Origin of the sequence: Paractinoplanes brasiliensis (assembly GCF_004362215.1) — a bacterium.
In the GTDB taxonomy this organism is placed as follows: Bacteria; Actinomycetota; Actinomycetes; order Mycobacteriales; family Micromonosporaceae; genus Actinoplanes; species Actinoplanes brasiliensis.
The window spans coordinates 1,784,860-1,809,565 of sequence record NZ_SNWR01000002.1 but is presented as its reverse complement, the minus strand read 5'-3'; the positions used below and the strand labels follow the sequence as shown (position 1 = coordinate 1,809,565).

The window sequence follows — 24,706 nt, the reverse complement described above, 5'->3', positions numbered from 1 at the left end:
GCCGGGGCGAGCGGTTCGGCGGCCATGGGCACGGCGGATGCCGTACGCGGTTGAGGCGAGAGGCGTCGACCGCCAGAGATTTGCGGAGTTTCCGACAGCATCGAGGATGTTGTCCTGGTGGACTCCGTGCAGAATGAGCGATTCAGCGAAAGGAGGTGAAATAGATGAACGTTCTCGAACTGCAGAACCTGGTTTCGGAGAAGCCGGAGGGTCCTGCGGTGACCACGGTCACGACCACCACGACCACCGTGACCTTCACCAGCGCCGTTCACTGATCCGTGCTCACCCGCCTGGATCGCCGATCCAATGAGAAGGAGGTGAAATAAATGAACGTTCTCGAACTGCAGAACCTGGTTTCGGAGAAGCCGGAGAGTCTTGCGGTGACCACGGTCACGACCACCACGACCACCGTGACCTTCACCAGCGCCGTTCACTGATCGCGCACGAGCGGCGTGCCGGCGCGACGCATATGAATCGCGTCGGCACGCCGCTCCCGATCGACATGCGGGCACACACCGCAACCGTGATCTCGTTCAAATCGTTGGAAGGTGCTGACAAGTGGTCGACATTCGGTTGGAGTCGATGACCCAGGGGCAGTATGAAACGTATAGGCAGGCAGGCCCACTTTCCTACGCGAAACATATATCGAAAACGGGAATAACGTCGCTCAGCGAAGCCGAGGAAAGGGCTGAGGCGGAGTATCAGAAGCTCCTTCCTGATGGTATTCTTTCAGCCGGTCAGTATCTTTTTGCGGCGTATGTCGGCGGCACCGAGGTCGGTACGGTCTGGCTGCACCTGGCGGAGTCAGGGGTTACGTCTCGGGCGTGGATCGTCGATCTCTGGGTGCACGAGTCGCGCCGGCGGCGTGGTTATGGTCGCGCGATCGTCCAGGAGGCGGAGCGGTGGTGCCGAGGTCGCGGAGTCGAGCAACTGAGTCTGAGCATTTTCAGCGGAAATGATGGTACGCGTTTCCTGTTCGAGGGGGAGAAGTACTTGCCTGTCGTGCTGCAGATGAGCAAGTTGCTGTGACAAGTGGTCGGCCGACGCGCGGCCCTGTTCCTGCCCTCGAGCCCTTCACCTTCGGACGCTGACACGCTGGATGGTCAAGTCGCTGTTAATTCTTCCTCAAGTGGGCGCGACTAATATTTCGATCGGGTCCGGCGAAAGGATATTCAGTGTTCATGGCGGTCGTCGGTGCGCGCCCGGCACGCTGCGAAGCGGCTTTTCGTGCGTTCATCGCTCGCACTCTGTGGCGCGATTTCGCTGACCCCCGGTGTTGCCATCAGGTGACCGCCGGTCCGCTGCTTCCGGAAGAGGAACCACATGAATGTTCTCGCTCTGCAGGAGATGAAGGAACCCCGCGAGTCGGCAGGGCTCGCCCTCACATCAGGGATCACGCTTTCTCCGCTGTGCGTGCCCACCACCAGGGTCTTGCACTGACTGCGTGAACTGACGCCAAGTGGTCGCGGGCGTCGCCGGCAGGCGGCGAAGGACGCCCTTCGGTGACGGTCACCTGTTCAGAATCGGGTGAGCCCGACGTGCCAGGTCGCTCGCATGAGACGGCGCTGCCGTGTACCTCGTCGGTGCACGGCAGCGCCGTCATCGGTTTGAAGAGGGCTCCTCGTCCGGGTGCCACTGACCTGACAGTGGCGGCCCCCGCGAGCGTCAGACGTGTGGGTGGTGACGGCGATGAGAAGGGGCATACGGGCTCAGCACGGAACCGAACGGGCCGATCGGAGAACAGGAGACACTCGGAGAGGCAGTGATGCGAGGCGGGACAGGCACCGGCCGGCGGCGGATCCGGTTGAGGCTGCCCACGCGCGACGTGATCGTCGTCTGGCTGGCCGGGCAGGACGACGAGGCTGCTTCCGCCTGGCCGCTGCGGGAAAGCCCGCAGCCTCAGCGTTCGTGGCGCCCGCTCGACAAGGCCGTCTTCGGGCGGGCGGACAGCGAGCCGGGCTGTCTCGGGGCCGGGTGGGTAAGCGGGCCGGGCCGGTCGGCGGGCCGGCGTGACGGGCAGGATGCTCCTATAGATGTCAAGCGGCAAGTTCAAGATCGTTTTTGGTGATGAGCTGGTAGAGCTCGCGGGCGACGTACCGCTTCAGGCATCGGATGATTTCTTTTTTTGGACATGCCTTCTTTAGTGCGTCGTTGCATGTAGTCGCGGGTGCGGGGGTCCCATCGCAGGCGGACGAGGACGACGCGGTAGAGGGCTGCGTTGGCTTGCCGGTCGCCGCCGCGGTTGAGTCGGTGCCGGGTGGTCTTGCCGGAGCTGGCGGGGATCGGGGCGACGCCGCAGAGCATGGCGAACGCCGCTTCGGAGGCGAGCCGGTCGTGATTCTGGCCGGCACTGACCAGCAGTTGCCCGGCGACCTCGGCGCCGACGCCGTGGGCGGCCAGCAGGCCGGGGTTGATCGCCGCGACGAGAGGTTCGAGCAGCTCGTCGAGGTCGGTGATCTCGACCGACAGCTGCTGGTGGCGGCGGGCCAGACTGCGCAATGCAAGCTCGGTGGCGGTGGACGGGGCGGCCGAGTTGGCTGGGTCGGGTTGCAGGTTTCCGCAGGTGGCGATCAGTTTCGTGATGGTCAGACCGCGTAGCCGGGCGCGTAGCTCGTCGGTGGCGGTGACGATCAGGGCCTTGATTTGGCGTTGGGTGTCGGCGCGCTGGTCGACCGCGCTGCGCCGGACTACGCGCAGGTTACGCAGCGCTTCGACGCGGCCGTCGCGCTGTTTGGGGTGCCGGTGCGTTCTCCGGCCAGGGCGGCCCGGGCGGCTTGGATCGAGTCGATCGGGTCGGACTTGCCCTGGAACCGGCGGGTCTTGCGGTCCGGGCGGTCGACCTCGATCATGGCCACCTGCTCGGCGCGCAGCAGACGGGCCAGTCCCGCGCCGTAGGCGCCGGTGCCTTCGATCCCGACCCGGTTGAGTCGGCCGTGCTCGCGCATCCAGGCCAGCAGGGCGGTGTAGCCGGCCGCGTCTGCAGGAAACTGCTGCGTGCCGAGGACCCGGCCGATCTGGTCGATCACGGCGGCGGTGTGGGTGTCCTGGTGGGTGTCGACCCCACCGAAGACGTCGATCGCGGCTTCATCAGGTGTAATGGAGGGCATCGTCGTCCTGTCGTTCGTGACTGGGGCAGGGCGGCACGCACCAGCCGGGCAACGCGGACAAGACAGAGATGGGGCCTCTGGCCAGGCTCCTATGAAGTCACAACGCCACGCCTGATGAGTGCACGAGCACCTCCCGATCGAGGCCGACAAATCCCGTTAAGGACCCGAAGTCAGTCAGAGGGTGGGTCAAACCTCGGCGGGAGGTGCTCACAAACATCATCTCTGTCAGAGGGCCGGCCGACCGGGTGCTCAGCGAGCTGAGAAATGGCGCCGTCACAGGCGGGCGATGGCGGAGGCCGGGTCCTCGATGGCGTCGGCGACGCTGCGCATGAAGCCCGCCGCCGTGGCGCCGTCGCATACCCGGTGGTCGAAGACGAAGCTCATCTGCGTGATCTTCCGGACGCGGATGGCCCCGTCGACGACCCAGGGCCGGTCGAGGATGCGGCCGAAACCGAGGATCGCCACCTGCGGGTGGTTGATGATGGCGGCGCTTCCGTCGACCCGGAAACCGCCGTAGTTGTTCAGCGTGAACGTGCCGTTGCCGAGCACCGTGCCCTGCCGCGCGCTTTCGGTCACCCGGCGGATCTCCGCGTCGAGACCCGCCGTGGTCAGGGCGCCGGCGTCGGTGACCGCGGGCACGACCAAACCCCGGTTTCCCTGTACGGCGATGCCGAGATCGATGCGGTCCAGCTGCACGATCTCCTGCCGTTCGGTGTCCACCCTCGCGTTGAGCACCGGGTATTCGCGCAGCGCCGCGACCGTGAAGCGGGCCAGGTAGGCCAGGATCCCGGGGCCGGGCCGGGTGGCTTCGCGCAGCTCCCACAGCCGGGTGGCGTCGACGTCGACCCAGACCGTGGCCTCGGGAATCTCGGCCCGGCTGCGGGTCAGCGCCGTCGACACGGCCTTGCGGAAGCCACTGAACGGGATCCGCCGCTCACCCGGAGCCGAGCCCGGAGCCGAGCCCGGAGCCGAGCCCGGAGCCGAGCCCGGAGCCGAGCCCGGAGCCGAGCCCGGAATCGAGCCCGGAGCCGAGCCCGGAATTGAGCCCGGAGCCGGGGCGAGGGCCGGAGTCCCGACCGCCAGAGCCCGCTGCACATCGGCGCGCACGATCAGCCCGTCCACCCCGCTCCCGGCGAGGGATCGCAGGTCCACGCCGCCCTCACGGGCCAGCCGCCGCACCAGAGGCGACACCACCCGCGGGACCCGATGCTCGACCGGTGCGGTCTTCACCACGGCCGGCCCCGTACGGGGGCGACGGCGACGCGCTGGAGCAGACGAGGCGCCCGCCGTTCCGTAGCCGATCAGCACGTTGCCCGACCCGGCCCGCTCCTCCGCGCGGTACTGCTCGCCCGCCGACTCGTCCAGCGACACCGTCAGGAGCGGCTTGCCCACTTCGAGGACCGAACCTTCCGGCGCGTGGCGGGCGCACACCTTCCCCGCGTACGGGGTGGGCACCTCGACCAGGGATTTGGCCGTCTCCACCTCGACGACGGGCTGGTCCACCGCCACGTTCTCGCCCTCGGCGACGAGCCACCGCACGACCTCGGCCTCGGTCAGGCCCTCGCCCAGGTCGGGCAGCGTGAAGACCTGCTCGCTCACGAGTCCTCCCACTGCAGGTCGTCGACGGCGTCCAGCACCCGGTCGACGCCGGGCAGGTGCAGGTGCTCGTACTTCGGCGGCGGGTACGGGATGTCGAACCCGGTGACCCGCCGGATCGGGGCTGCCAGGTGGTGGAAGCACTGTTCGGTGACCCGGGCGGCGATCTCGGACGAGACACTGGCGAACCCGGACGCCTCGGCCACCACCACGGCCCGCCCGGTCGAGCGCACCGCCGCGCACACCGTTTCGTCGTCGAACGGCACGATCGAGCGCAGGTCCACCACCTGCAGGCTGCGGCCTTCGCGGTCGGCGACCTCGGCCGCCTCGAGCGCCACGGCCACACTGGGCCCGTACGCGATCAGCGTCGCGTCGGCGCCCTCGCGGCGCACGACCGCCCGTCCGATCATCTCCGACGGCCGCAGCGCGACTTCCTCCTTGGCCCAGTACAGCTTCTTGGGTTCCAGGAACACGACCGGGTCGGGTGCGGCGATCGACTCCCGCAGCAGCCCGTACGCGTCCCCGGGCGTCGCCGGCGCGACCACGTGCAGGCCGGGCGTGTGGGCGTAGTAGGACTCGGACGAGTCGCAGTGGTGCTCGACGCCGCCGATGCCGCCGGCGTACGGGATCCTGATGACCAGGGGCAGCGCGACCCGGCCCAGTGTGCGGTTGCGCATCTTCGCGACGTGGCTGACGATCTGCTCGAAGGCGGGGTAGGCGAACGCGTCGAACTGCATCTCGACGACCGGGCGCATGCCGTTCATCGCCATCCCGACCGCCACGCCGACGATGCCGGACTCGGCCAGCGGCGTGTCGAAGCACCGGTTCTCGCCGAACTCGGCGGTCAGCCCGTCGGTGACGCGGAAGACCCCGCCGAGCGGCCCGACGTCCTCGCCGAACACGACCACGCTGTCGTCCTCGCTCATGGCGTCGCGCAGCGCCCGGTTGAGCGCCTGCGCCATGGTCAGCTTCTCGTGCGTCATGCCACCGCTCCTTCCCGGGCGAGCTCGTCGGCGAGCCGGGCCTGTTGTTCCCGCAGCTGCGGTGTCGGCGTGGCGTAGACGTGCTCGAACAGCCGCGCCGGCTCGGGGGTGATGTCCTGGTTGAGGCCGTCGCGCAGCCGGGCCGCGACCCGCGAGGCCTCCTCGTGCATGTCGGACATCTCCGTGTCGGGCAGCGCGAGGTGTTTTTCGAGGCGGGTGACGGGATCCCGTTCCACCCACGCCGCCACCTCGGCGTCCGTGCGGTAGCGGGTGGCGTCGTCGGCGTTGGTGTGTGCGTGCATCCGGTACGTGTGCGCCTCGACCAGCTGCGGCCCCTCGCCTCCGCGGGCCCGCGCGACCGCCTCACCCAGCACGGTCAGCAGCGCGGCCACGTCGTTGCCGTCGACCCGTTCGCCGGGGACGCCGTAGCCGATGCCCTTGTACGCCAGTGACGGCGCGGCGGTCTGCCGGGCGAGCGGCACGCTGATCGCGTACTCGTTGTTCTGGATCAGGAACACCACCGGCGCCTTGAGCACGGCGGCGAAGTTCAGCGCCTCGTGGAAGTCGCCCTCGCTGGTGCCGCCGTCTCCGCACAACGCCATCACCACGGTCGGCTCGCCGCGCAGGCGGGCGGCGTGGGCCACCCCGACCGCGTGCGGAAGCTGGGTGGCCAGGGGTGTGGCGTGCGGGGCGACCCGATGCTCGTACGGGTCCCAGCCGCAGTGCCAGTCGCCTTTGAGCAGGGTCAGCGCCTCGACCGGGTCGACGCCGCGGCCGACCACGGCCACGGTGTCGCGGTAGGTGGGGAACAGCCAGTCGCCGTCGTCGAGCACCTGGGCGGCGGCGACCTGGCAGGCCTCCTGCCCGTGCGAGGACGGGTAGACCGCCAGCCGGCCCTGCCGGACGAGGGCGTACGCCTGATCGTTGAGCCGGCGGGCGACGATCAGGGCGGCCAGGGCCTGCCGCAGCTCGGCGTCGGACGGGAAGACGCGGCCGGAGTCGGCGACGGGGTGGCCGTCGGCGCCGATCAGGGTCACGGGGTTGCCGGTGGGCAGAAGGTGGTGTGCGTCACCTGTCATGACGTCATGCTCGTAGCGTTGCCATTTGGATTCCAGCGTTGCCGGAAAACCGAGAAGATGTACGTCGGTTAGCCTCGTGCGAATGCCGATCGTCCAGTGATCAAGGCGCTGGGGACGGGTGGTGGAGACAAGTGGCCGGTGCTCTGGACGACATCGACCGGCAGATCCTGGCCGAGCTCACCCGCGACGGCCGGCTCTCGATGCGCACGCTGGCCGAGCGGCTGCACATCTCGCGCGCCAACGCGTACGCCCGGGTCGAACGGCTCCGGACGGCGAAAGTGATCCGCGGCTTCCGCGCGGACGTAGACCCGGTTGCGGCGGGTCTGCAGACCACGGCGTACGTGACGGTGAACCTGAACCAGGCCGAGTGGCGCGACGTGGCCGAGCGGCTGCGCGCGCTGCCCGGCGTCGTGCACATCGCGCTGGTCGGCGGCGAGTTCGACGTGATCATGCTGGTCCGCGCCGAGGACAACGCGGCGCTGGGCCGGCTGGTGCTCGACGAGATCCAGGGGATGCCGGGCGTCGTCAACACGCGGACACTGCTCGTCTTCGAAGAGGCGGAACCGGGGTAAGGGAGTGCGGATGAGAACGATCGTGCGAGTGGCGGTGGCCGCGGGGCTGCTGGCCGGCGTGACCGCCTGCTCGGCCGACGAGCCGGTCCCGGCGCCGAAGCAGACGGTGCCGGCGTCGGCCGCCGCGACGGTGCCGGCCCTGGTCGAGACGCGGGTACGCGGTGGCGGCAACGATCCCGTGCAGGCGCCGCCGGGCTGGACGGTCAGCGTGTGGGCGCGGGTGCCGGGGGCGCGGCTGCTGGCCTGGACGCCGGACAAGCGTCTGCTGGTGTCCCGCCCCGAGTCGGGCGACGTGCTCGTTCTCGATGCCCAGGGGCGGTCGCGGCCACTGGTCGAGGGGTTGAACCAGCCGCACGGGCTGGCCTTCGAGGGCGACACCCTCTACGTGGCCGAGAGCAATCAGGTCGTTGCTTACGCGTACGCGGCGGGCGAGGCCGGCGGCAAGCGGGTCGTGATCGGCGACCTGCCCGACGACAAGAGCCCCGAGCTGGGCGGCAAGTACGCGCACGCGCTCAAGAGCGTGGCCGTGGGCAAGGACGGTTCGGTCTACGTCTCGATCGGCTCGACCGGCAACATCTCGGCCGAGGACCGTGACGCCCGGCCCGAACGGGCGTCGATCCTGCGTGCCGAGAAGGGCAAACCGGCCGAGACGTTCGCGCGTGGCGTCCGCAACGGCACCGGGCTCGCGATCGACCCCGACGGCGGTGTGTGGACGGCCGTCAATCACCGGGACAACATCGCGAACCCGGAGAACGGCGAGGTCGAGACGGCGTACGTCAACGACCACCCGCTCGAACCGCTGGCATTGCTCACCCCGGGCCGCGATCTGGGCTGGCCGTACTGCAACCCCGACCCCGACCTGGGCAACGGCGAGATCAGCTACACCGGCCGCCCGTTCGTCCGGGACGTGCAGACCAACCCGGACGGCGACAAGCTCGACTGCTCCCGGCTCAAGCCGTCCGAGCAGGGCATGGGCGCGCACTCGGCGCCGCTGGGCCTGTCCTTCGCCGCGGACCTTCCGGGCGGGTACGGCGACGGCGCGCTGGCCGGCATCCATGGCTCCTGGAACCGCCGGCCGCCCCGGCCGCCCGAGGTCTCGTTCTTCGCGTGGCGCGACGGCACGCTGGGCCCGCAGCAGACGTTGCTCACCGGGTTCCAGCGCACGGACGGATCGCGGTGGGGCCGGCCGGTGATGGCGGTGCGGGGTCCGGATGGCGGCATTTACGTCAGTGACGACCTGGCCGGGGTGATTTATCGCGTCACCTCGTCCTGATCTGCGAAGGCCAGGGCCGGGCACGGCAAATGCCCGGCCCTTCCCTTTGCTCCCCGACATTACTTAATGTAACCGTGAAGTTGATCACAGCGGTCCACGCGCTTCTCCGCTCCTCGTTACTGTGCGACAGCCAGTTACATCTGCGTTCACTATTGACGCTGGTCAGACGCCAGTAGCACGTTGCGGCAATGACACACAGTTATTTCGGCCGGGTTGCGGGACGATGTCGGTCGAAATTACGGAGGGTCATTGTCGTCGAGAGGACGAGGAAGCTCGTGATCCCCGCGCCCCCGTACGACTACGACGCCTACAGCGGCCTCGCCGGGCCGGCTGTGCCCCCGCCCGACGAGCCCGGGCCGACCGCCATGCGGCGCCTGCGGGGCCGCCGGCCGGTCGGCAACGTGGCGATCACCGTGTTCGCGTTCGCGTTCGAGGCCACCTTCGTCGCCTGGCTGCTCAGCTCGGTCGCGGTGCCCGACCGCGCGCTGCACCCGGCCCTGCACGCCGCGACCTGGTTCATGATCGTCGCGACCCTGCTGATCGAGGTGTTCCGCCTGGTCAACGTGGTCACGCTGTGCCTGGCCACGATCTGGGCCCGCGACCCCCAGCCGCTCACGCCCGACCCTGAGCTGCGCGTCGCGTTCCTGACCACGATCGTGCCCGGCAAGGAGCCGATCGCCATGGTCGAGCGCACCCTGGCCGCCGCCACGAAGGTGCGCCACCCGGGCCCGTACGACGTCTGGCTGCTCGACGAGGGCGACGACGACGAGGTCAAGGCCATGTGCGAGCGCCTCGAGGTGCGGCACTTCACCCGCAAGGGGCGGGCCGAGTTCAACACCGGATCGGGCGCGTTCAAGGCCAGGACCAAGCACGGCAACTACAACTCGTGGGTCGAGGTCCACGGCGACGACTACGACGTGTTCGTCTCGGTCGACCCCGACCACGTGCCGCTGCCCAACTTCTGCGAGCGGCTGCTGGGCTACTTCCACGACCCGAAGGTGGCGTTCGTCGTCGGGCCGCAGATCTACGGCAACTACGACAACGTGGTGACCCGCTGGGCCGAGTCGCAGCAGTACCTGTTCCACTCGCTGCTGCAGCGGGCCGGCAACCGGTTCGGCGCGGCCATGCTGGTGGGCACCAACAACGCCGTACGGATTCAGGCCCTGCGCGAGATCGGCGGCATCCAGGACTCGATCACCGAGGACATGGCGACCAGCCTCGCCCTGCACTCCGCCGGCTGGCGTTCCGTCTACACCCCGGACGTGCTGGCCGTGGGCGAGGGCCCGTCGTCGTGGACCGACTACTTCAGCCAGCAGTACCGGTGGTCACGCGGCACCGACGAGGTGGCCGTGACCAAGTTCTGGCCGACCGCCCGGCGGCTCGGCGCCCGCCGCACGCTCTTCTACGGGCTGCTCATGTCGTACTACCCGCTGACCGCGCTGGCCTGGCTGCTGGGCGCGATCAACGCCACCTGCTATCTGCTGCTCGGCGCCAAGGGCGTGCAGGTGCCGCAGCAGGTCTGGCTGATGCTGTACGTCGACGCCGCGCTCTTCCAGTTCCTGCTCTACCTGTGGAACCGCCGGCACAACGTCAGCCCGCACGAGGAGGCGGGCTCGTCGGGCCTGGCCGGAATGCTCGTCTCGACGCTGTCGACGCCGGTCTACGTGTCCGCGTTCGTGTCGGCGGTGCTGCGCCGGCCCGCCCGCTTCGTGGTCACCCCCAAGGGCGAGTCGGCCAGCCCGGACCGGGTCACGACGTTCAAGCACGGGTTGCGCTGGGCCGCGTTCTACGCCGTCCTGCTGATCGCCGCGCCGTTCGCCGGGCACGTCGACGGGTTCATGTGGCTGTGGCCCGCCCTCAACGTCGTCATCTGCCTCACGCCGCCCGTCCTCCGGCTCGCCGCGAGACGCCGGCCGGTCCCCGTCACCCCCCTTGCGAAAATCGAAGAACCCGTGGAGACGTACGCATGAAGCCCCGCCCCCGCCCGACGCTCGCTCGACGACTGGGCAGCGGCCTGGTCGCCCTCGCCGTCCTGTCGGTGGTCGTGGTGGTCAACCGGCCCATGGTCGCGTTCGGCGCCGACGCCCTGCACACGTATTCGATCAACCGGCAGTCCTACAAGGAGCGGCACGGCCACTGGTCGCGCCTGCCCGTGCCGGCCGGTTTCGAGGTCAACGCCATCCACGCCGCGCTGCTCAACACCGGAAAGGTGCTGATCATCGCGGGCAGCGGCAACAACCGGGAGAACTTCGAGGCGGGCACGTTCCGCACGATTCTGTACGACCCCCGCGGCGACGACTTCACCGAGGTGCCCACGCCCACCGACGTCTTCTGCGCCGGGCACACCTTCCTGCCCAACGGCAACCTGCTCATCGCCGGCGGCACCAAGAGCTACGAGGTGCTCGAGGGCGACATCACCAACGCGGCCGGCGTCATGAAGATCAAGAACGAGTCGGCAACGGCAGGACCCCGTACGTTCCCCAAGGGCACCCGCCTCGAGTCGTCGACCGGTTTCGTCTACGAGACCCGCGAGGACGTCACCGTGCCCGCCGCGGTGCAGATGGTCCACGCCGGCGTCCCGATGCAGCACGCCGGCGAGGCCGAGGTGTGGGTCGACGCGATGCTGCCCGGCAACGCCGCCGTCGTCGACAAGCCCGCCCAGTACGCCATCCAGGGCCTGACCGGCGTGGACAAGAACAACCTGTACGGCGTCTCCGACAAGATCACGCGGGAGAAGCAGGAGTACGGCGGGGACAACACCTCGTACGAGTTCGACCCGGTCGCCGAGAAGTACATCCGCACCGGCGACATGGTCAAGAGCCGCTGGTACCCGACCCTGGCCGAGTTGCCCGACGGCGACGTCCTCGCCGTGTCCGGGCTCGACGAGTTCGGCCGCATCCTGCCCGGCGACAACGAGAAGTACCTGCGCGCCCAGCAGAAATGGGTGGCCGCGCCCGAGCTCAAGCGCTACTTCCCGACCTATCCGGCGCTGCACCTGATGGCCGACGACCGCCTGTTCTTCTCCGGCTCCAACTCGGGCTACGGCAGCGACACCGAGGGACGTACCCCCGGGCTCTGGAACCTCGAGGACAACACCTTCGAGGTGGTGCCCGGCCTCGAACAACCGAGGCTGACCGAGACGAGCTCGTCGGTGCTGCTCGCCCCGGCCCAGGAGCAGAAGGTCATGCTCTTCGGCGGCGGCGAGGTGGGCGAATCGCCGATCTCCACCACCCGTACGGCGATCGCCGACCTCGACGCGTCGATCCCGATCTACGAGCCCGGACCCGACCTGCCCCAGCCGGCCCGGTATCTGAGCACCGTGCTGCTGCCCGACGACACGGTCTTCACCACCGGCGGCTCCTCCGGTTACCGCGGGGGCCCGTACGGGGGGAAGCCGCGCAGCGATCTCTTCAACTCGCAGATCTATCAGCCGTCGTCGAACGCGTTCGCGACAGCGGCCGAGTCGAGCGTGGGCCGCAACTACCACTCCGAGGCGATCCTGCTGCCCGACGGCCGGGTCATCACCCTCGGCAGCGACCCGCTCTACGACGAGACCGGCAAGAACCCGGGCAGCTTCGAGAAGCGGATCGAGGTCTACAGCCCGCCGTACCTCTTCCAGGGCGAGCGGCCGGTCATCACCGGTGGGCCTACCACGGTTCAGCGGGGCACGACGGTAACGTTCACCACCGGCAGCACGAACGTGCAGCGGGCCCGTCTGATGCGGCCCAGCGCCGTGACCCACGTGGTCGACGTCGACCAGCGTTCGGTCGCCGTCGACATCAAGCCGACGGAGGACGGATTGGCCATCACCATCCCGCAGCAGAAGGGACTCGTGCCGTCCGGCTGGTACATGCTGTTCCTCGTCGACGACAAGGGCGTGCCCTCGGTCGCCCGGTGGGTGCGGGTCGCGTAGTGGCTCGTCATCGCGTCGGGCGGCGGCGCGGGCTGGTCGTCGTGCTCGTGCTCGTACTCGTGCTCGGGGTGGTCGCGGCGCTGGCGGCCGTCTGGCTGCGTTCCCGGCCTGTCGATCCTGTGGCTTCGCCGTCGTCGCCGCCTTCGGCCGGGCCGCCGGCCCTCTACGTCGAACCGGCCGGCCCGGCCGTCGAGCAGGTCAAGGCGTACGAGGCCGCGGGGCGCACGGCCGACGCGAAGCTCATCCGCGAGATCGCCGACCGGCCGGTGGCGGCCTGGTTCGCCGACGAGACCACCGACCCGGCCGCCCGCGCCCGCGACCTGGTCACCGCGGCCGCGGCGGCGGGCAAGGTGCCGGTGCTGACGCTGTACCGCATCCCGCAACGCGACTGCGGCAGCCACTCCGGCGGCGGCGCGGCGACCCCGGCCGAGTACTCGTCGTGGGTCGCGTCGATCGCCGCCGCCATCGCCGGGCAGCGGGCCGTCGTGATCGTCGAACCCGACGCGGTGGCCCAGGCCGTGCAGGGCTGCCTGAGCGCCGCCGAACGCACCGAGCGTTACCGCCTGCTCGGCCAGGCGATCGACACCCTGGCGGCCAACCCCCAGCTCACGATCTATCTCGACGGCGGCAACCCGAGCTGGATCACCGACCCGGCCCGGATGGGCGACGCGCTCCAGAAGGCCGGAGTCGCGCGAGCCGACGGTTTCGCGCTCAACGTCGCCAACTTCGAAACCACCGCCGCCAACATCAAATACGGAACCAAGCTGTCGAAACGCCTGGGCGGCGCGCACTTCGTCATCGACACCAGCCGCAACGGCAACGGCCCGGCCAAGAAGACGAACCACGACGGCCACTGGTGCAACCCGCCGGGCCGAGCCCTGGGCGACGTCCCCACCCTGCAGACCGGCCACGAACTCGTCGACGCCTACCTGTGGATCAAACGCCCCGGCGAATCCGACGGCGCCTGCGGCCGCGGCGCCCCGCCGGCGGGCCAGTGGTGGCCGGACTACGCCCTGGAACTGGCCCGCGGCTGACGCCCCGTCCGGCCGATTGCAGCGCCGACGGCCAGGTCCTCGTTCGGCGGCTCGGTCCCGCCGAGGGGTCGGTGCGCTGGTTCCGCTCGTTGCTCATGCTGGTCGTCCAGCGCCCGGAACGGGTGCTCGCCCAGGCGGCCGTGCCGCAGGCCGATCGGCCTGAGGGAAATGGCGGAGTGGACCTGGCTGGGCAGGACGGTCAGGCGAACCCGGAATAGGTCGCCTGAGTGTTCGGAATCGGACCACGAAGAGGCCTAACCCAGCGTGGGATCTGGAGGGCCGAGGGTGTTTGCAGGAGGCTTCAACCACCGATCGCCACGGACGAAAGGAGCCCTCGGTGGGCACTGCGAACGCGCGTACGGTGCACCTCGATCCCAGCACCCGGCGCCGCCGTCCGAGGAACGGGGAGGCGGCCGGGCTTTACGTGTCCCGGTCGGTCTGGGCCCCGCCGGAAACGGTCACGCCGGAGCAGCGGCTGCGTGACCTGGCCGCCACCGGACGGCTGGCCTCCGTCGCCGCGGGAGGTGGTCCCGAGCGGGCCGAGCTGACCGGCGCGGCGTACACCATGGTCTGGCCCATCGTCTTCATGCGGGTGACCCGCCGGTTCGAGCGGCAGCGCGGCCACGCGGCCTGCGCCGCGGCGGTGGAGAACCTGGCCGACGAGTGCCTGGACCGCTTCCACGACGACGTCGAGGCGGTCGTCGACGACCTGCTGGCCCACGCCGACCGGCCGATCCGTCAGCTTGAGGCCTGGGTCGCGACCCGGGTCGGCGCGGCCACCGTCAACGCCCACCGGCGGCGCCGGGGTGAACGCGGCGCGCTGCAGCGGCCCCGGCTGCCCGGGTGGCTCGCCGACGGGCTGGGCCAGGACAAATGGCTGACCACTCTGGCCGTCGACATCCTGGTCTGGGTCGGCGTCAGCGGCACCGCGGGCCACGAACTGTGGCCGCTCGAGTCGTGGGCGCAGACGCGTGCCGCGTGCACCGGCGACTGGACCGGCAGCGACCCGGCGACCGTGCGGCGCGAGATCGACCAGGTGCTCGCGGTCATGCGGCGGCGCCCCGACTGGTACGCCTCGTTCGTGGAGCGCCCGCTCGGTGCGAAGCAGGCGCCCGTCGTGGCGATGGCCACCGACCCGTACGGGGAACCGGTAGCCCCGCTGGGTCTCGGCGAGCCCGACGACCGGGTCGAGTCCGAGCTGCGCCGCCTGGCCGGGGACGCCGTCCGCGCCATCGGCGACCGCATCGGGCGGGGCCAGCCGGCCCAGGACGCGGTCGTCGAGGTCGTGCGCACGGTGTTCGGCGGCGTGTTCACCGGCACGCTCGACCAGGCCCCGCACGGCGGCGCCGACCCGCTCCGCGGCGTCACCGGCGCCCTGTCCGACCAGCGCCGCCTCAAGGCGATCGTGTCGGCCGCGCTGACCATCCTGGACGAGCCGGGCAAAGACAAGAACGAGCCCGGCAGGTAGCTGCTCAGCGGTGCGACTCCATGGTGGGCTCCCTGATCCGTAGCGGTCACCGCGGGACTTCGATGCGCAGCGACACCTCGTCGGTCGTCCAGTCGTGGCCCGCCGGCAGAGCCGCGTCCGCGAGGTCGCGGCGCACGCCGCCCCGCACGCCGAACGTGGCGGGCAGCGCCGGCATCACGAACGGCTCGACCCCGAACTGCTCCTCGGCCACGAACAGTTTCAGCCGGTCCTTCACCGCCGCCCCCGCCGCCACGGGGACGCCCGGTGGCAGGTACGCCTTGATCCGCCGCCCGTTCAGGCAGTGACCCACCCGGCCGGCGGCGACGAAGTCACCCGGGAACAGGACCGGGTCCACCTTGAAACGCGGCGTCAGGTCGAGCAGCGCGCAGTAGAGCGGCCGGTCGGCGGTGTTGCGCAACCGGATGAGGATCTCCGGCGGCTTGCCGCCGGCGTAGCGGACGACGTACTCGCCCGACGCGTCCCGTTCCAGCAGCCGGCCGTCGGACGCCGAGAGCACTTCCACCCGTACGGGGGAACCCAGCGCGCTCGCGTCGTTGCGCCGGTGCCACACCTGCAACCACCGGCCGATGTGCTCGATCGCCGTGGCCGCCTCCTCGACGTCGTACTCCTGCTGCAGCAGTTGCTCGCCGTGCTGGTCGGCCACCGTCAGCTCGCCGTCGTCGTAGCCGGCCCGCAGGTCCGGAACATGAGCGGAATCCACCACCCGTACGTCCAGCGACCGCCCCAGCGTCTTGCCCAGCTGCTCGTCGTCGACCGTCACCGTGATCGGCGGAGTCGGCACCGACGTGACCACCATCGGGTACGGCGTACGCTCGTCCGGCGCCCAGCCGGCGACCGGCTCGACCCGGCTGTCCGTCGCCCGGACCTCGACCACGGCCGCCTGCTCGCCCGGCCGTCCGCGCACACCCACGCGCAGGCCGTCCCCGACCGGCAGGCCGTGCAGCGCCCCGGCGTCGATCACCCAGCCCTCCGGCGCCCGGCGCATGCGGATGTTGCGGTCGGCCGGCTGGACCGCCCCGCCCAGGAACGGCTGGTCGAGCAGGCGTGAGGCGCGCGGCCGGGCCTGCGGCGTCTGCGTGCAGGAGTGCATCTCGACCTCGGTGCGCGCGGCCAGCAGCAGGTCGGTGTAGGTGGCGCCGGGGCCGAGCCGCCGCATCGCGCGCAGCAGCGACCAGGTGAAGACGCCGCGGCGCTCGCGGTCCAGGGTCCGTTCCTCGGCGGCCTCGAAGGACCGGCAGGCGGCCAGGACGACGTGCTGGGCCGGGTTGCCGGCCCGCAGCCGCTCCTCGAGCCGGGGGCGCAGGGCGTCCAGCGCGGGCGTGCTGTCCGGTGGCGGCGCCGACCTCGTGCGTACGGCCGGTTCCCGTTCTCTCAGTTCGCGGGTGGCGCCGTCGGAGTGGCAGCTGTCCAGCACGACGGTCACGTGCCCGGCGCGGTCGCTCACGTCGTCCAGCAGCAGCGACAGCTCCTTGTCCCACAGGTCGGGGACGTCACCCGTACGGCTGTCCGCGCACACCAGGGTCTGGATCGTGCCGGTCGGCTCGAACGGCTCGGCCCAGGGCGGGGCGGGCCATTCGGAGCCGTGCCCGGCGAACCAGAACAGCGCGACGTCGTCCGGCCCGGCCTGGCCCAGGTGCTTCACGATCCCGTCGACCACCGCGGCGCGGGTGGCCTGCTCGTTCAGCAGCACCTTGAGGACCAGCTCGGTGCCGGGCGCCGTGGTGGACCCCAGATGGGCGCGGGCGTCGAGAACGTCGCGGACACAGCCCGACAGTCCGGGCACCGTCCGGTAGCGGTCGATGCCGACCAGGAGGGCGTACAGGTTTCGCATGCCCCTTTCTGACGGACCGCTCAGCTTCCCGGCGTCCAGGCGACCCCGTACGCGTGACCCTCGTGCAGGCTGCGGAACTCGAGCGACACCTCGCCGTGCGCGTTCGGCGTGACCGTCCTGCGGCTGGTCTTGCGGGCGTCCAGGTCCGGGTACGCCACCTCGTCGAGCACCCACACCTCCGCCGGCTGCCGGTCGGGGGCGAACCGCACCCGTACGCTGCCGAAGTCGCACGGGGCGAGCGGCACGATCGCGTAGTGCGGCCGGGTCGGCTGGTCCGGCGGCAGCACCACGTGCAGCCAGAGCTCGTGTTTCTCGTCGGCGGTCAGCGGGTGGGGCAGGTCCAGTGTGATCAGGCGGCTCGGGCTGCCGTCCACCCGCCGGTTCTGCCGCACCTGGGCGCCGAACAGGGCGGCGACGACCGGCTCGCCGACCCCGGGCGGGGTGGGCGGCAGCGTGAACCGCACCTCGATCCGGTCGATCTCGCGGGTGGCAACGATCGTGCGGAGCTCGTACAGCTCGGGGGTGGGGGTGTCCAGCCGGAACAGCGACGACAGGGAGGACACCCGCCAGCCGCACCCGTTGCTCGCGGCCTCGTCCGGCTGCAGGTCCTCGATGGCTGCGACGAGGGCGTCCAGCGCCGCGTCGGCCTGCCGCCGGGCCGTCCGGTGGGCGACGTTGCGCATGCCGGCCAGCTGGCCGATCCGGGCGTCCAGAGTGTCCAGCCGGTGGTCACGCCCGATCGCGAACGACACCAGCACCGCTTCCCGCTGGTCGGGCTGCAACGTGCCGGCCAGGTCGGTCAGCCACTTCTCGACGGCCGTACGGGTCTTGGTGTCGTTCTGCTTCGTCATGAGCCCGGACAGCCGGCGGATCCGCAGGCCCAGGTGGGCGTAGAGACCGGGGCGGTAGACACCCTGGCGGCTGCGCAGGCTCTGCAGCTCCTTGGACAGATCGGAGTCGGGGGACATGAGGCTCCTCTGTACCGTCCGTCGTCGTATCACTACAGACAGAAAGTAGCGCCGGATTCAGGCCGTTCGCGACTGCCCAGTCGCGAACCCGTCGCCGGAACCGGTCGGTAACGTTCCGGATCGCTACGGGGAGTTATGTCGAGGTGGCCAGTCGCGGGCCAGAAAAACGGCCACTGAACGGCCTCGATCCGGCTCAGGGCGCGGACATCATTACCGGATGTTCTGGGGGCAGACATATACAACGAGTGAAGTCGTGGTGACTTCACCGCCACACCGTAAGTCACTCTGCCGGGGGCAGCAGTGACCGACGACATCGCGCGTCTCCGCGACCTGGCCGCCCACGGCGAGCTGGGACGCCTGCCCGCGGCCGAGCGTATCCTGCTGCGACCGGCCGCGTACAAGCTCGCCCACCCCATCGTGTTCGACGTGGCCTACCGCCCGGTCGCCCGCAAGCGGGGCCATCACGGATGCGCCCGCGGGTTCCGCCACCTCGGGGAGTGCTGCCTCGACGGGTTCCACGACGATCTCGAAGCCGTGGTCGAGCGCATGCTCAGCATCACCGACGAGGTCGGCGACCTGGAGGACTGGACGGCCCGGTGGGCGCCGAAGATCGCCATCGACGCGTACCGGGCCCGGCGGAGCCGGGTGGGCGCCCTGCAGCGCCCCCGCCCGACCGAGTGGCTCAGCCGGGCGCTGGGCCGCGACCCGTGGCTGTGCGCGCTCGCGCTGAGAATCCAGGAGTGGGCCGGCATGCCGGGCGGGGTGGGCGTCACACTGTGGCCGGTGGACAGCTGGGCCGCCCGGCAGGGGATCACGGCGGCCGAGGTCCTGACCGACATCGACAAGGTGCTCGTGGCGATGCGCGAGCGCCCGGAGTGGTATCACCGGCACATCGAGACGCCGCTCGGGCACAAGACCGCGCCGGTCGGCGGGTGCCCCGGCGAGGGGGTCGGTGACCCGCGTCCGCTGCCGCCGGGCGATCCGGGGGAGGCCGAGGACGCGCGGGTGGGTGAGCTGGCCACGGTGGCCGTCGAGGCCATCCGGGCGGGGCTGGGGCGGGGCGAGGACGCCGCAGCCACGGTGAGGGAGGTGCTCCGGCGCCTGTTCCTGGACGGGACCGGCGCCGACGAGATCGGCCTGGCCCCGGGGGAGGGATCCGGACGTGCGGAGCGGGTGTCAGTGCTGCTCGACGATGCCGTCGCCTTCGAGGCCCTGGTCGAGCGGGTCCTGCGGATCGTGCTCGGTCCCGCCGGCTAGCTGTTCCAGAGCCCGGCGGCGCTCGGCGAGCACCTCGGCGGCCGCCGCCGGCTCGTGGCTCTTCAGCGCGTCACGCAACTCCTGTTCCAGGAGTTGCCGCAACTGCTCCTGCTGCTCCGGCGTGAGCTCCACGACGTGGCCTACCCCGCCGCTCGGCACGGCACATCCCTCATGATCATGCGTCGATTATCAACCAGCCGCCGCGATCGGTGTCTCATCATCGCCCCTTCTCCTGCCGTCGAGGACATTCAGAACTGGCGGACGGCAGGGGCGGGGTGGTGTCAGGAGCGGAACGTTATCGCGCTGATCCGGCTCCCGGCGTCCATGGCGAGGTAAAGGTCGTGCACGCCCTCGGTCTCCGGCACGGCCACCGACGAACCGGGCGTGACCAGGGCGAATTCCCCACCCGCGTACGGGTCGTCGAGCCGCAGCGTCACCGGCGGCCCGTCGCCGTCCACGGCCACCTCCCGTACGCCGGAAAGGTCCGTGCCGTTGAGACAGCACCAGGCGCCGTCCTCGGTGGCGCGAACGGCCTCACCCCGTACGGGATCACCGGTCGCCACCAGCGTGATGCCGCTGTACTCGTCGTGATCGCCGGCCCGGATCGTCCGGTCGGCGGCCCGCTGCGCCCCGACCCGGCTGCCCCGCACGGGCAGGGTGCCGGTGAGCCTGATGTCGCTGGCCGAGCGCCCGACCAGGATCTTGTGGCGGGCCGTCTCGACCACGAACCGGTTCGACGTCACGTCCCAGAACGCCAGGCCGGAAACGTCCAGCTCGAAGCTCACCAGCCGCGACTCGCCCGGCTCGAGGCGCACCTTCTCGAAGGCCCGCAACCGGCGCAGCGGCTGCTTCACCCGCGACACCTGCTGATGCGTGTAGAGCTGCACCACCTCGCTGCCCGCGCGCCTGCCGATGTTGGTGACCCACGCCGTGACGGTGACCCGGTCGCCCGGGGCCGCTGACGTGTGCGAGATGTCGAGGTTGGAGTAGTCGAACGACGCGTACGAGAGGCCGTGGCCGAACGGGTAGAGGGGCGTGCCGCGGTAGTACTGGTAGGTGGCGTCGTTGGTGATGATGTCGTAGTCGAGGATGTCCGGCAGCTCGCAGGCGCTGCGGTACCACGTCTGGGTGAGCCGTCCGCCCGGGTCGGCGCGCCCGGTGAGCACGTCGGCCAGCGCGTGACCCAGCTCCTGGCCGCCGTGCGACATCCACAGCACCGCCGGCAGGTGCGTGTCGGCCCACCCGATCGCGTACGGGTAACTGGAGACCAGCACGAGCGCGGTGTTCCGGTTGGCCGCGTACACCTCCCGCACCAGCCTGTCCTGCGCCGCGGGCAGTTCCAGGTCCGTACGGTCCTCGGTCTCGCGCCCGTTGACCAGCGGATGGTTGCCGACCACCACGATCACGGCGTCGGCGGTCGCCGCCAGGTCGGCCGCGTCGCAAGCGCCGTCGACGACGGTCTCGAGCGTGAACCGGGCCGCCCGCGGGCCGAGCGTGAGCTGCGCGGTCACGGCGCCGCGGTCCGGGTTGCCGGGGGAGCTGTGCGTGCGCAACGCGACCGAGCCGTCGGGGCGGCGATCGATCCGGAACATCTCGTGCACGACCCACTCGGACGGGCCGGGGGAGTCGGCGGCCAGTTTGCCGTCGCGGGCGCGGAGGAACCTGCCGTTGAGCGTGGAGCGCAGGGTCACCACGCCGTTTCCCCAGTCGAAGACGTCGAACGCGGCGGGTTCCCGGGTCAGTCGTACGCCGTGCTCGTCGGCGGCCAGGTGCAGCGCTCCCAGACGCAGCGCGATGCGGTCGGCGCCCTCGGCGTGCACCACCTGCGGCAGCACCTCGGCCAGGCCGGCGCGCGGGGTCACCGCGTACGGGAAGGAACCGCTGTACCAATCGGTGAAGGCGCGATCGGCGTGGGAGCCGACGACCGCGACCGTACGATGCCGCGCCGGGTCGAGCGGAAGCAGGCAGCACTCCGACTTGAGCAGGGTGATCGACTCGCGGGCGGCCTCCCGGGCCAGTTCGATGTGCTCGTCTTTGTTGATGTGGGCATCCGCGTACGGGTTCTGCTCTGGCGGGTCGAACTCGCCCAGCCGTACGCGGACCGTCAGCGCCCGCCGCACGGCCCGGTCGACGTCCTCCTCCTTGATCAGCTCGCGGCGCAGCGCCTCGGTGATCCGCTCGACGGTGACGTCGCTGCGCCGGTCCGCGTCGGTGAAGCTGTCGATGCCCGCCCGCAGGGCCGCCGCGTGACTCTCGGCGTGATCGGGGAACCAGGCCTGCTGCATCGGGTCGGCCAGATTGGTCGGGGCGTACGCGTCGGACACCACGAAGATCTCGTCGCCGGTCCACGTGCGCAGCTCGTCCTCCAGGTAGGGGGAGACGTGCGCGGGGCGGCCGTTGACCAGGTTGTACGAGGCCATCACGGCCACCGCGGAGCCGCGTTCGACCGCCGTGCGGTAGGCGGGGAGCTCGTACTCGCGCAGCACCCGCGGGCTCAGGTTGCTCGAGGTCAGGCAGCGGTCGGTCTCGTTGTTGTAGCCGAGGAAATGCTTGAGCGTCGGGGCGGTGCGCAGCACGCGGGGGTGGTCGCCGGCCAGTCCTCGCGCGTACGCGTCGCCCATCAGGCCGGTCAGGTACGGGTCCTCGGCGTAACCCTCCTCGTTGCGTCCCCAGCGGGGGTCGCGCAGCGGGTTCACCACGGGGGCCCAGACGTTGAGCCCGGCTCGGCCCGTCGGCTGCGGTTCCTCCTCGTACGCGGGGATGTGGCCCCGCTGGTGGGAGACGCGGACCTCGGTGCCGGTGGCCGCGCCGACCCGGCGTACGAGGTCGAGGTCCCAGCTGGTGGCCAGCCCGATCGCCTGCGGGAAGACCGTGGCCTTGCCGAGCCAGGCCAGGCCGTGCAGCGCCTCCGTCCCGGTCGTGAACGCGGCGATGCCGAGGCGGTCGATCGCGGGCTGGTGCTGGTGCAGCATCGCCACCTTCTCGGGCAGCGTGAGCCGGCCGAGAAGGTCGTCGACGCGCTCGGCGAGCGGCGCGTCGTGGCGGCGGAACAGCGGGGTCGTCTCGCTCATGGGGGTCACATCCGGTCGTTCGTCGAAGCGCTTCGGTCGAGCCCTCGAAGCGCTTCGACACGGGGCGGCGAACATGTCGTCCGTGTTTCAGCGAATTGACGAACTGTCTACCCGAGCCCTGCCTGGCCGTCAAGAGATCACCCTCGATCCCGGCGTTGCCGTTCCCGCTGGGGGAAAGCGTTTACCTGTGGTCCGTCGCCGGGTACGCCGTTGCCGTGCGGTGCTTGCCGGCCCGTTCTCGGCCGCTTCGCCGTCGAGTCACTATGCTGCCGCGGATGATCACGACGCGGCTGGCCGGTGTCCTCCTGCTCCTCAGCACCGGGGCTGTAGCCGGCTGCGGGGTGCTCGACTACGGATGCAGCCAGCGCGACCGGAACTACTCCGTGACGCTGGACGACGCCACGATCCTCACCGTCCACCCGCCCGGGGCCGAGGAGGTCGGCGCATACTCCGGCTGCGACGACGACGACGGTTTCGCCTACGCGGGCCGCGAGTTCCGCAGCACACTCACCCGAGACGAGATCATCGAGTTCCACCGCCGGGCGGCCACCGAAGACGGCTGGCAATGGCAGGGCGACGGCACCCCGATCCCGTCCAGCGGCCTGGTCACCAGCGCCGCCGCCACCTGCCTGACCAAACAGATCGACGGCGCGACGGCCTACTTCTCGGTGTGGTTCCCCAGTGACTTCAACGGCCTGCCCGACCAGGAGGCAGCCCCCACCGACGAATACGGACTCTCCCTGACCGGCTCCCACGACGGCGCCGCTTGGTGCTGAGAGCGGGCGCCTCCTCTGTGCGCTTTCTTCCCGCACCCCTCCCTGCGCCACCTCGTCGCGCCTCCGCCAGCTTCCCTCCTCGGGCTTTCTTCCCGCTTCCCTCCTCGCGCCTCCGGCTTCCTTTGCGCTTCCCGCTTCCTCGCGCCTCTTTCCGCTTCCTAGCGCTTCCTCCCGACCGAGCCTCCTCGAGAACCCCTCGCGCCTGATTCGTGGGGCAGTGGCAAGCCCCGAACTAGGTTCCTAGGACGCCTGGCCTCACTAGGCGACGTCTCGTCACGACCTTGAGCCGACGGCGCGTAGGCAGGCTGACGAGCACCTGCCTTCTTCGAGGGCTCGGCGCGAGCGGTACTGCTCGTGTCCAGCGCCCAAAGAAACAGGCTAGTTTCCTAGGATGCCCTAGGCGGGGTGGGGTGGGCCGCCGAGCGGTCGGGCGATCGGGAGCCGGGCGGCACAGCGCGGCGAGAAGTCGGCCCCGGTCAGCGGGCGGCGGCGGTCCGGGGTGGAGGCAGGACCCCAGCGTCTATGGCGTCCAGCACCCGGGTGGCTCCGCCCGCCGCGGCCGCGCTGGAATCGAGGGCGGAGGCGACCAGGCGGGTGCCGCCGCAGTTGGCCGCGACCGAGCGGGACTCCAGCTCCGCAGTAGCCGCCGGGATCAGCCACGGCGACAAGACCGTGAAGTAGCCGCCGAGGGCCACGCAGGCCGGGTTGATGAGGTTGGTCAGCAGCGAGAGGGCGTGACCCAGGTGGCGGCCCACGTCGGTCAATGCGGCCAGCACCTGAACGTCGCCCGCTTTGGCCAGGCGGTGGATCTCGTCGACGTGCGGGCCGAACTCGGACGGGGACAGAGCGGTCTCGATGCCGACGTCGGGCAGCGCCTGGCGGATCAGGGCGCCCAATCCCGCGTACGCCTCCAGGCAGCCCCGCCGCCCGCAGGTGCACGAAGGGCCGGCCGGGTCGAGCGGCAGGTGCCCGAATTCGCCGGCGAAGCCCCGGGCGCCGCGCAGGGGGCGGCCGTCGCAGATGATGCCGGCGCCCAGGCTGGCGCCGCCGGTCAGGTAGACCAGGTCGGCGACGCCGGCCGAGTCGCCGAGGCGTTGTTCGGCCAGCACGGCCAGGTTGGCGTCGTTCTCGACCATCAGTGGGTACGCCGGTTCGCCCAGGGCCGCGGTCAGCGACTTGCGCAGGTCGACCTGTTGCCACCCCAGGCCGGCGGCGAGCTCGACGACCCCGTCGGCGTCGACCAGGCCGGGGACGGCGACGGTGAGGCCCAGCACCTGGCGGCCTTCGCGTTCCAGTTTCGATACGGCACGGCGGGCCAGGGCGGCCAGCGACGCGATCGCCTGGCCGGGCTGGCCGGGGGTTCCGGTGAACGCGCGGCGCCACGACAGCAGGCGCTCGCCGGCCAGGTCGAGGGCCACGGCGGTCAGGTAGTCCGTGTTGATTTCGAGCCCGACCGCCGCGTACGGGGAACCGTCGAGGACCAGCATCATGGCGGGCCGGCCGATCCGGTTCTCGGTCATGCCGACCTCGCGGACCAGGCGCCTGTCGATCAGGTCGGTGACCAGCGACGAGACGGTGGCTTTGTTGAGGCCCGTGGTGGCCGCGATGTCGGCTCGTGAGCAGGGCGAATGGGTGCGTACGTGGCGCAGCACGACGGCGAGATTCGTCGCTCGGACGTCGGCGAAGTCCGCCGGCTGCGGACCGCCGTCCCTAGTGATCACCAAAGCCCCCAGCCACCCCCGCAGACTACGGCACCG

20 protein-coding genes and 1 pseudogene are annotated in these 24,706 nt (G+C 70.7%); 12 read left to right on the top strand and 9 right to left on the bottom strand.

Annotation, left to right across the window (positions count from 1 at the left end; translation table 11 throughout):
• The first annotated feature begins 164 nt into the window (after window positions 1-164).
• The 3 genes from C8E87_RS44810 (at window position 165) to C8E87_RS40170 (ending at window position 1,029) form a co-directional block, all read left to right on the top strand.
• Complete coding sequence (locus C8E87_RS44810; RefSeq protein ID WP_203721049.1) at window positions 165-275, top strand: class III lanthipeptide; 111 nt, start codon at window positions 165-167, stop codon at window positions 273-275.
• A 51-nt stretch (window positions 276-326) separates the two neighbouring features.
• Window positions 327-437 (top strand): class III lanthipeptide, encoded by a 111-nt coding sequence (locus C8E87_RS44805; RefSeq protein ID WP_208116369.1) that lies wholly within the window; start codon window positions 327-329, stop codon window positions 435-437.
• A gap of 121 nt (window positions 438-558) precedes the next feature.
• Window positions 559-1,029: a GNAT family N-acetyltransferase gene (locus C8E87_RS40170; protein WP_133878574.1), complete on the top strand. Its 471-nt coding sequence runs from the start codon at window positions 559-561 to the stop codon at window positions 1,027-1,029.
• Between the two features lie 1,007 nt (window positions 1,030-2,036).
• On the opposite strand, the pseudogene C8E87_RS40165 reads toward C8E87_RS40170, so the two are convergent.
• The 4 genes and pseudogenes from C8E87_RS40165 to C8E87_RS40150 all read right to left on the bottom strand — a co-directional run bounded on the left by C8E87_RS40165 (window position 2,037) and on the right by C8E87_RS40150 (window position 6,765).
• Window positions 2,037-3,107, bottom strand: a pseudogene (locus C8E87_RS40165) (IS110 family RNA-guided transposase).
• Between the two features lie 273 nt (window positions 3,108-3,380).
• Window positions 3,381-4,706: a dihydrolipoamide acetyltransferase family protein gene (locus C8E87_RS40160; RefSeq protein WP_133878573.1), complete on the bottom strand. Its 1,326-nt coding sequence runs from the start codon at window positions 4,704-4,706 to the stop codon at window positions 3,381-3,383.
• Window positions 4,703-5,686: an alpha-ketoacid dehydrogenase subunit beta gene (locus C8E87_RS40155; RefSeq protein WP_133878572.1), complete on the bottom strand. Its 984-nt coding sequence runs from the start codon at window positions 5,684-5,686 to the stop codon at window positions 4,703-4,705. The genes C8E87_RS40160 and C8E87_RS40155 overlap by 4 nt, the downstream gene beginning before the upstream one ends.
• Window positions 5,683-6,765 carry a thiamine pyrophosphate-dependent enzyme gene (locus C8E87_RS40150; RefSeq protein WP_133878571.1) on the bottom strand — a complete coding sequence of 361 codons (1,083 nt, stop codon included), beginning with the start codon at window positions 6,763-6,765 and terminating at the stop codon, window positions 5,683-5,685. The genes C8E87_RS40155 and C8E87_RS40150 overlap by 4 nt, the downstream gene beginning before the upstream one ends.
• Before the next feature lie 131 nt (window positions 6,766-6,896).
• On the opposite strand from C8E87_RS40150, the gene C8E87_RS40145 reads away from it, so the two are divergent.
• The 7 genes from C8E87_RS40145 (at window position 6,897) to C8E87_RS40120 (ending at window position 15,025) form a co-directional block, all read left to right on the top strand.
• A complete protein-coding gene (locus C8E87_RS40145; protein WP_133878570.1) occupies window positions 6,897-7,337 on the top strand; it encodes an Lrp/AsnC family transcriptional regulator in 441 nt (146 codons plus the stop codon).
• A 10-nt stretch (window positions 7,338-7,347) separates the two neighbouring features.
• Window positions 7,348-8,610: a PQQ-dependent sugar dehydrogenase gene (locus C8E87_RS40140; protein WP_133878569.1), complete on the top strand. Its 1,263-nt coding sequence runs from the start codon at window positions 7,348-7,350 to the stop codon at window positions 8,608-8,610.
• A gap of 275 nt (window positions 8,611-8,885) precedes the next feature.
• Entirely contained in the window at window positions 8,886-10,580 is a 1,695-nt protein-coding gene (locus C8E87_RS40135; RefSeq protein ID WP_239080045.1) for a glycosyltransferase family 2 protein, read from the top strand.
• Window positions 10,577-12,523, top strand: coding sequence for a radical copper oxidase GlxA (gene glxA / locus C8E87_RS40130; protein ID WP_133878567.1), 1,947 nt, complete (start codon window positions 10,577-10,579; stop codon window positions 12,521-12,523). Before C8E87_RS40135 ends, glxA begins: the two co-directional genes overlap by 4 nt.
• Window positions 12,523-13,557 carry a glycoside hydrolase family 6 protein gene (locus C8E87_RS40125; RefSeq protein ID WP_133878566.1) on the top strand — a complete coding sequence of 345 codons (1,035 nt, stop codon included), beginning with the start codon at window positions 12,523-12,525 and terminating at the stop codon, window positions 13,555-13,557. The genes glxA and C8E87_RS40125 overlap by 1 nt, the downstream gene beginning before the upstream one ends.
• 71 nt (window positions 13,558-13,628) lie before the next feature.
• Window positions 13,629-13,775, top strand: coding sequence for a hypothetical protein (locus C8E87_RS44080; protein WP_166661437.1), 147 nt, complete (start codon window positions 13,629-13,631; stop codon window positions 13,773-13,775).
• 119 nt (window positions 13,776-13,894) lie between these two features.
• Window positions 13,895-15,025 carry a hypothetical protein gene (locus C8E87_RS40120; protein ID WP_203720534.1) on the top strand — a complete coding sequence of 377 codons (1,131 nt, stop codon included), beginning with the start codon at window positions 13,895-13,897 and terminating at the stop codon, window positions 15,023-15,025.
• 46 nt (window positions 15,026-15,071) lie between these two features.
• Here the strand turns inward: C8E87_RS40120 and C8E87_RS40115 are convergent, their stop codons facing one another.
• Together C8E87_RS40115 and C8E87_RS40110 are read right to left on the bottom strand one after the other, a co-directional pair.
• Entirely contained in the window at window positions 15,072-16,877 is a 1,806-nt protein-coding gene (locus C8E87_RS40115) for a caspase family protein (RefSeq protein WP_133878565.1), read from the bottom strand.
• A 20-nt stretch (window positions 16,878-16,897) separates the two neighbouring features.
• On the bottom strand, window positions 16,898-17,845 hold the full coding sequence (locus C8E87_RS40110; protein ID WP_133878564.1) for a hypothetical protein: 948 nt from the start codon (window positions 17,843-17,845) through the stop codon (window positions 16,898-16,900).
• A gap of 300 nt (window positions 17,846-18,145) precedes the next feature.
• Here C8E87_RS40110 and C8E87_RS40105 point away from each other — a divergent pair, with 300 nt between their 5' ends.
• A complete protein-coding gene (locus C8E87_RS40105; protein ID WP_133878563.1) occupies window positions 18,146-19,102 on the top strand; it encodes a hypothetical protein in 957 nt (318 codons plus the stop codon).
• Here C8E87_RS40105 and C8E87_RS40100 read toward each other — a convergent pair.
• Window positions 19,022-19,261, bottom strand: coding sequence for a hypothetical protein (locus C8E87_RS40100; RefSeq protein ID WP_133878562.1), 240 nt, complete (start codon window positions 19,259-19,261; stop codon window positions 19,022-19,024). The genes C8E87_RS40105 and C8E87_RS40100 overlap by 81 nt on opposite strands.
• A 122-nt stretch (window positions 19,262-19,383) precedes the next feature.
• Window positions 19,384-22,173, bottom strand: coding sequence for a glycoside hydrolase family 3 protein (locus C8E87_RS40095; protein ID WP_133878561.1), 2,790 nt, complete (start codon window positions 22,171-22,173; stop codon window positions 19,384-19,386).
• A gap of 275 nt (window positions 22,174-22,448) precedes the next feature.
• Here C8E87_RS40095 and C8E87_RS40090 point away from each other — a divergent pair, with 275 nt between their 5' ends.
• Window positions 22,449-22,949, top strand: coding sequence for a hypothetical protein (locus tag C8E87_RS40090; protein ID WP_133878560.1), 501 nt, complete (start codon window positions 22,449-22,451; stop codon window positions 22,947-22,949).
• 476 nt (window positions 22,950-23,425) lie between these two features.
• Here the strand turns inward: C8E87_RS40090 and C8E87_RS40085 are convergent, their stop codons facing one another.
• A complete protein-coding gene (locus C8E87_RS40085; RefSeq protein WP_133878559.1) occupies window positions 23,426-24,670 on the bottom strand; it encodes an ROK family transcriptional regulator in 1,245 nt (414 codons plus the stop codon).
• Window positions 24,671-24,706 lie beyond the last annotated feature (36 nt).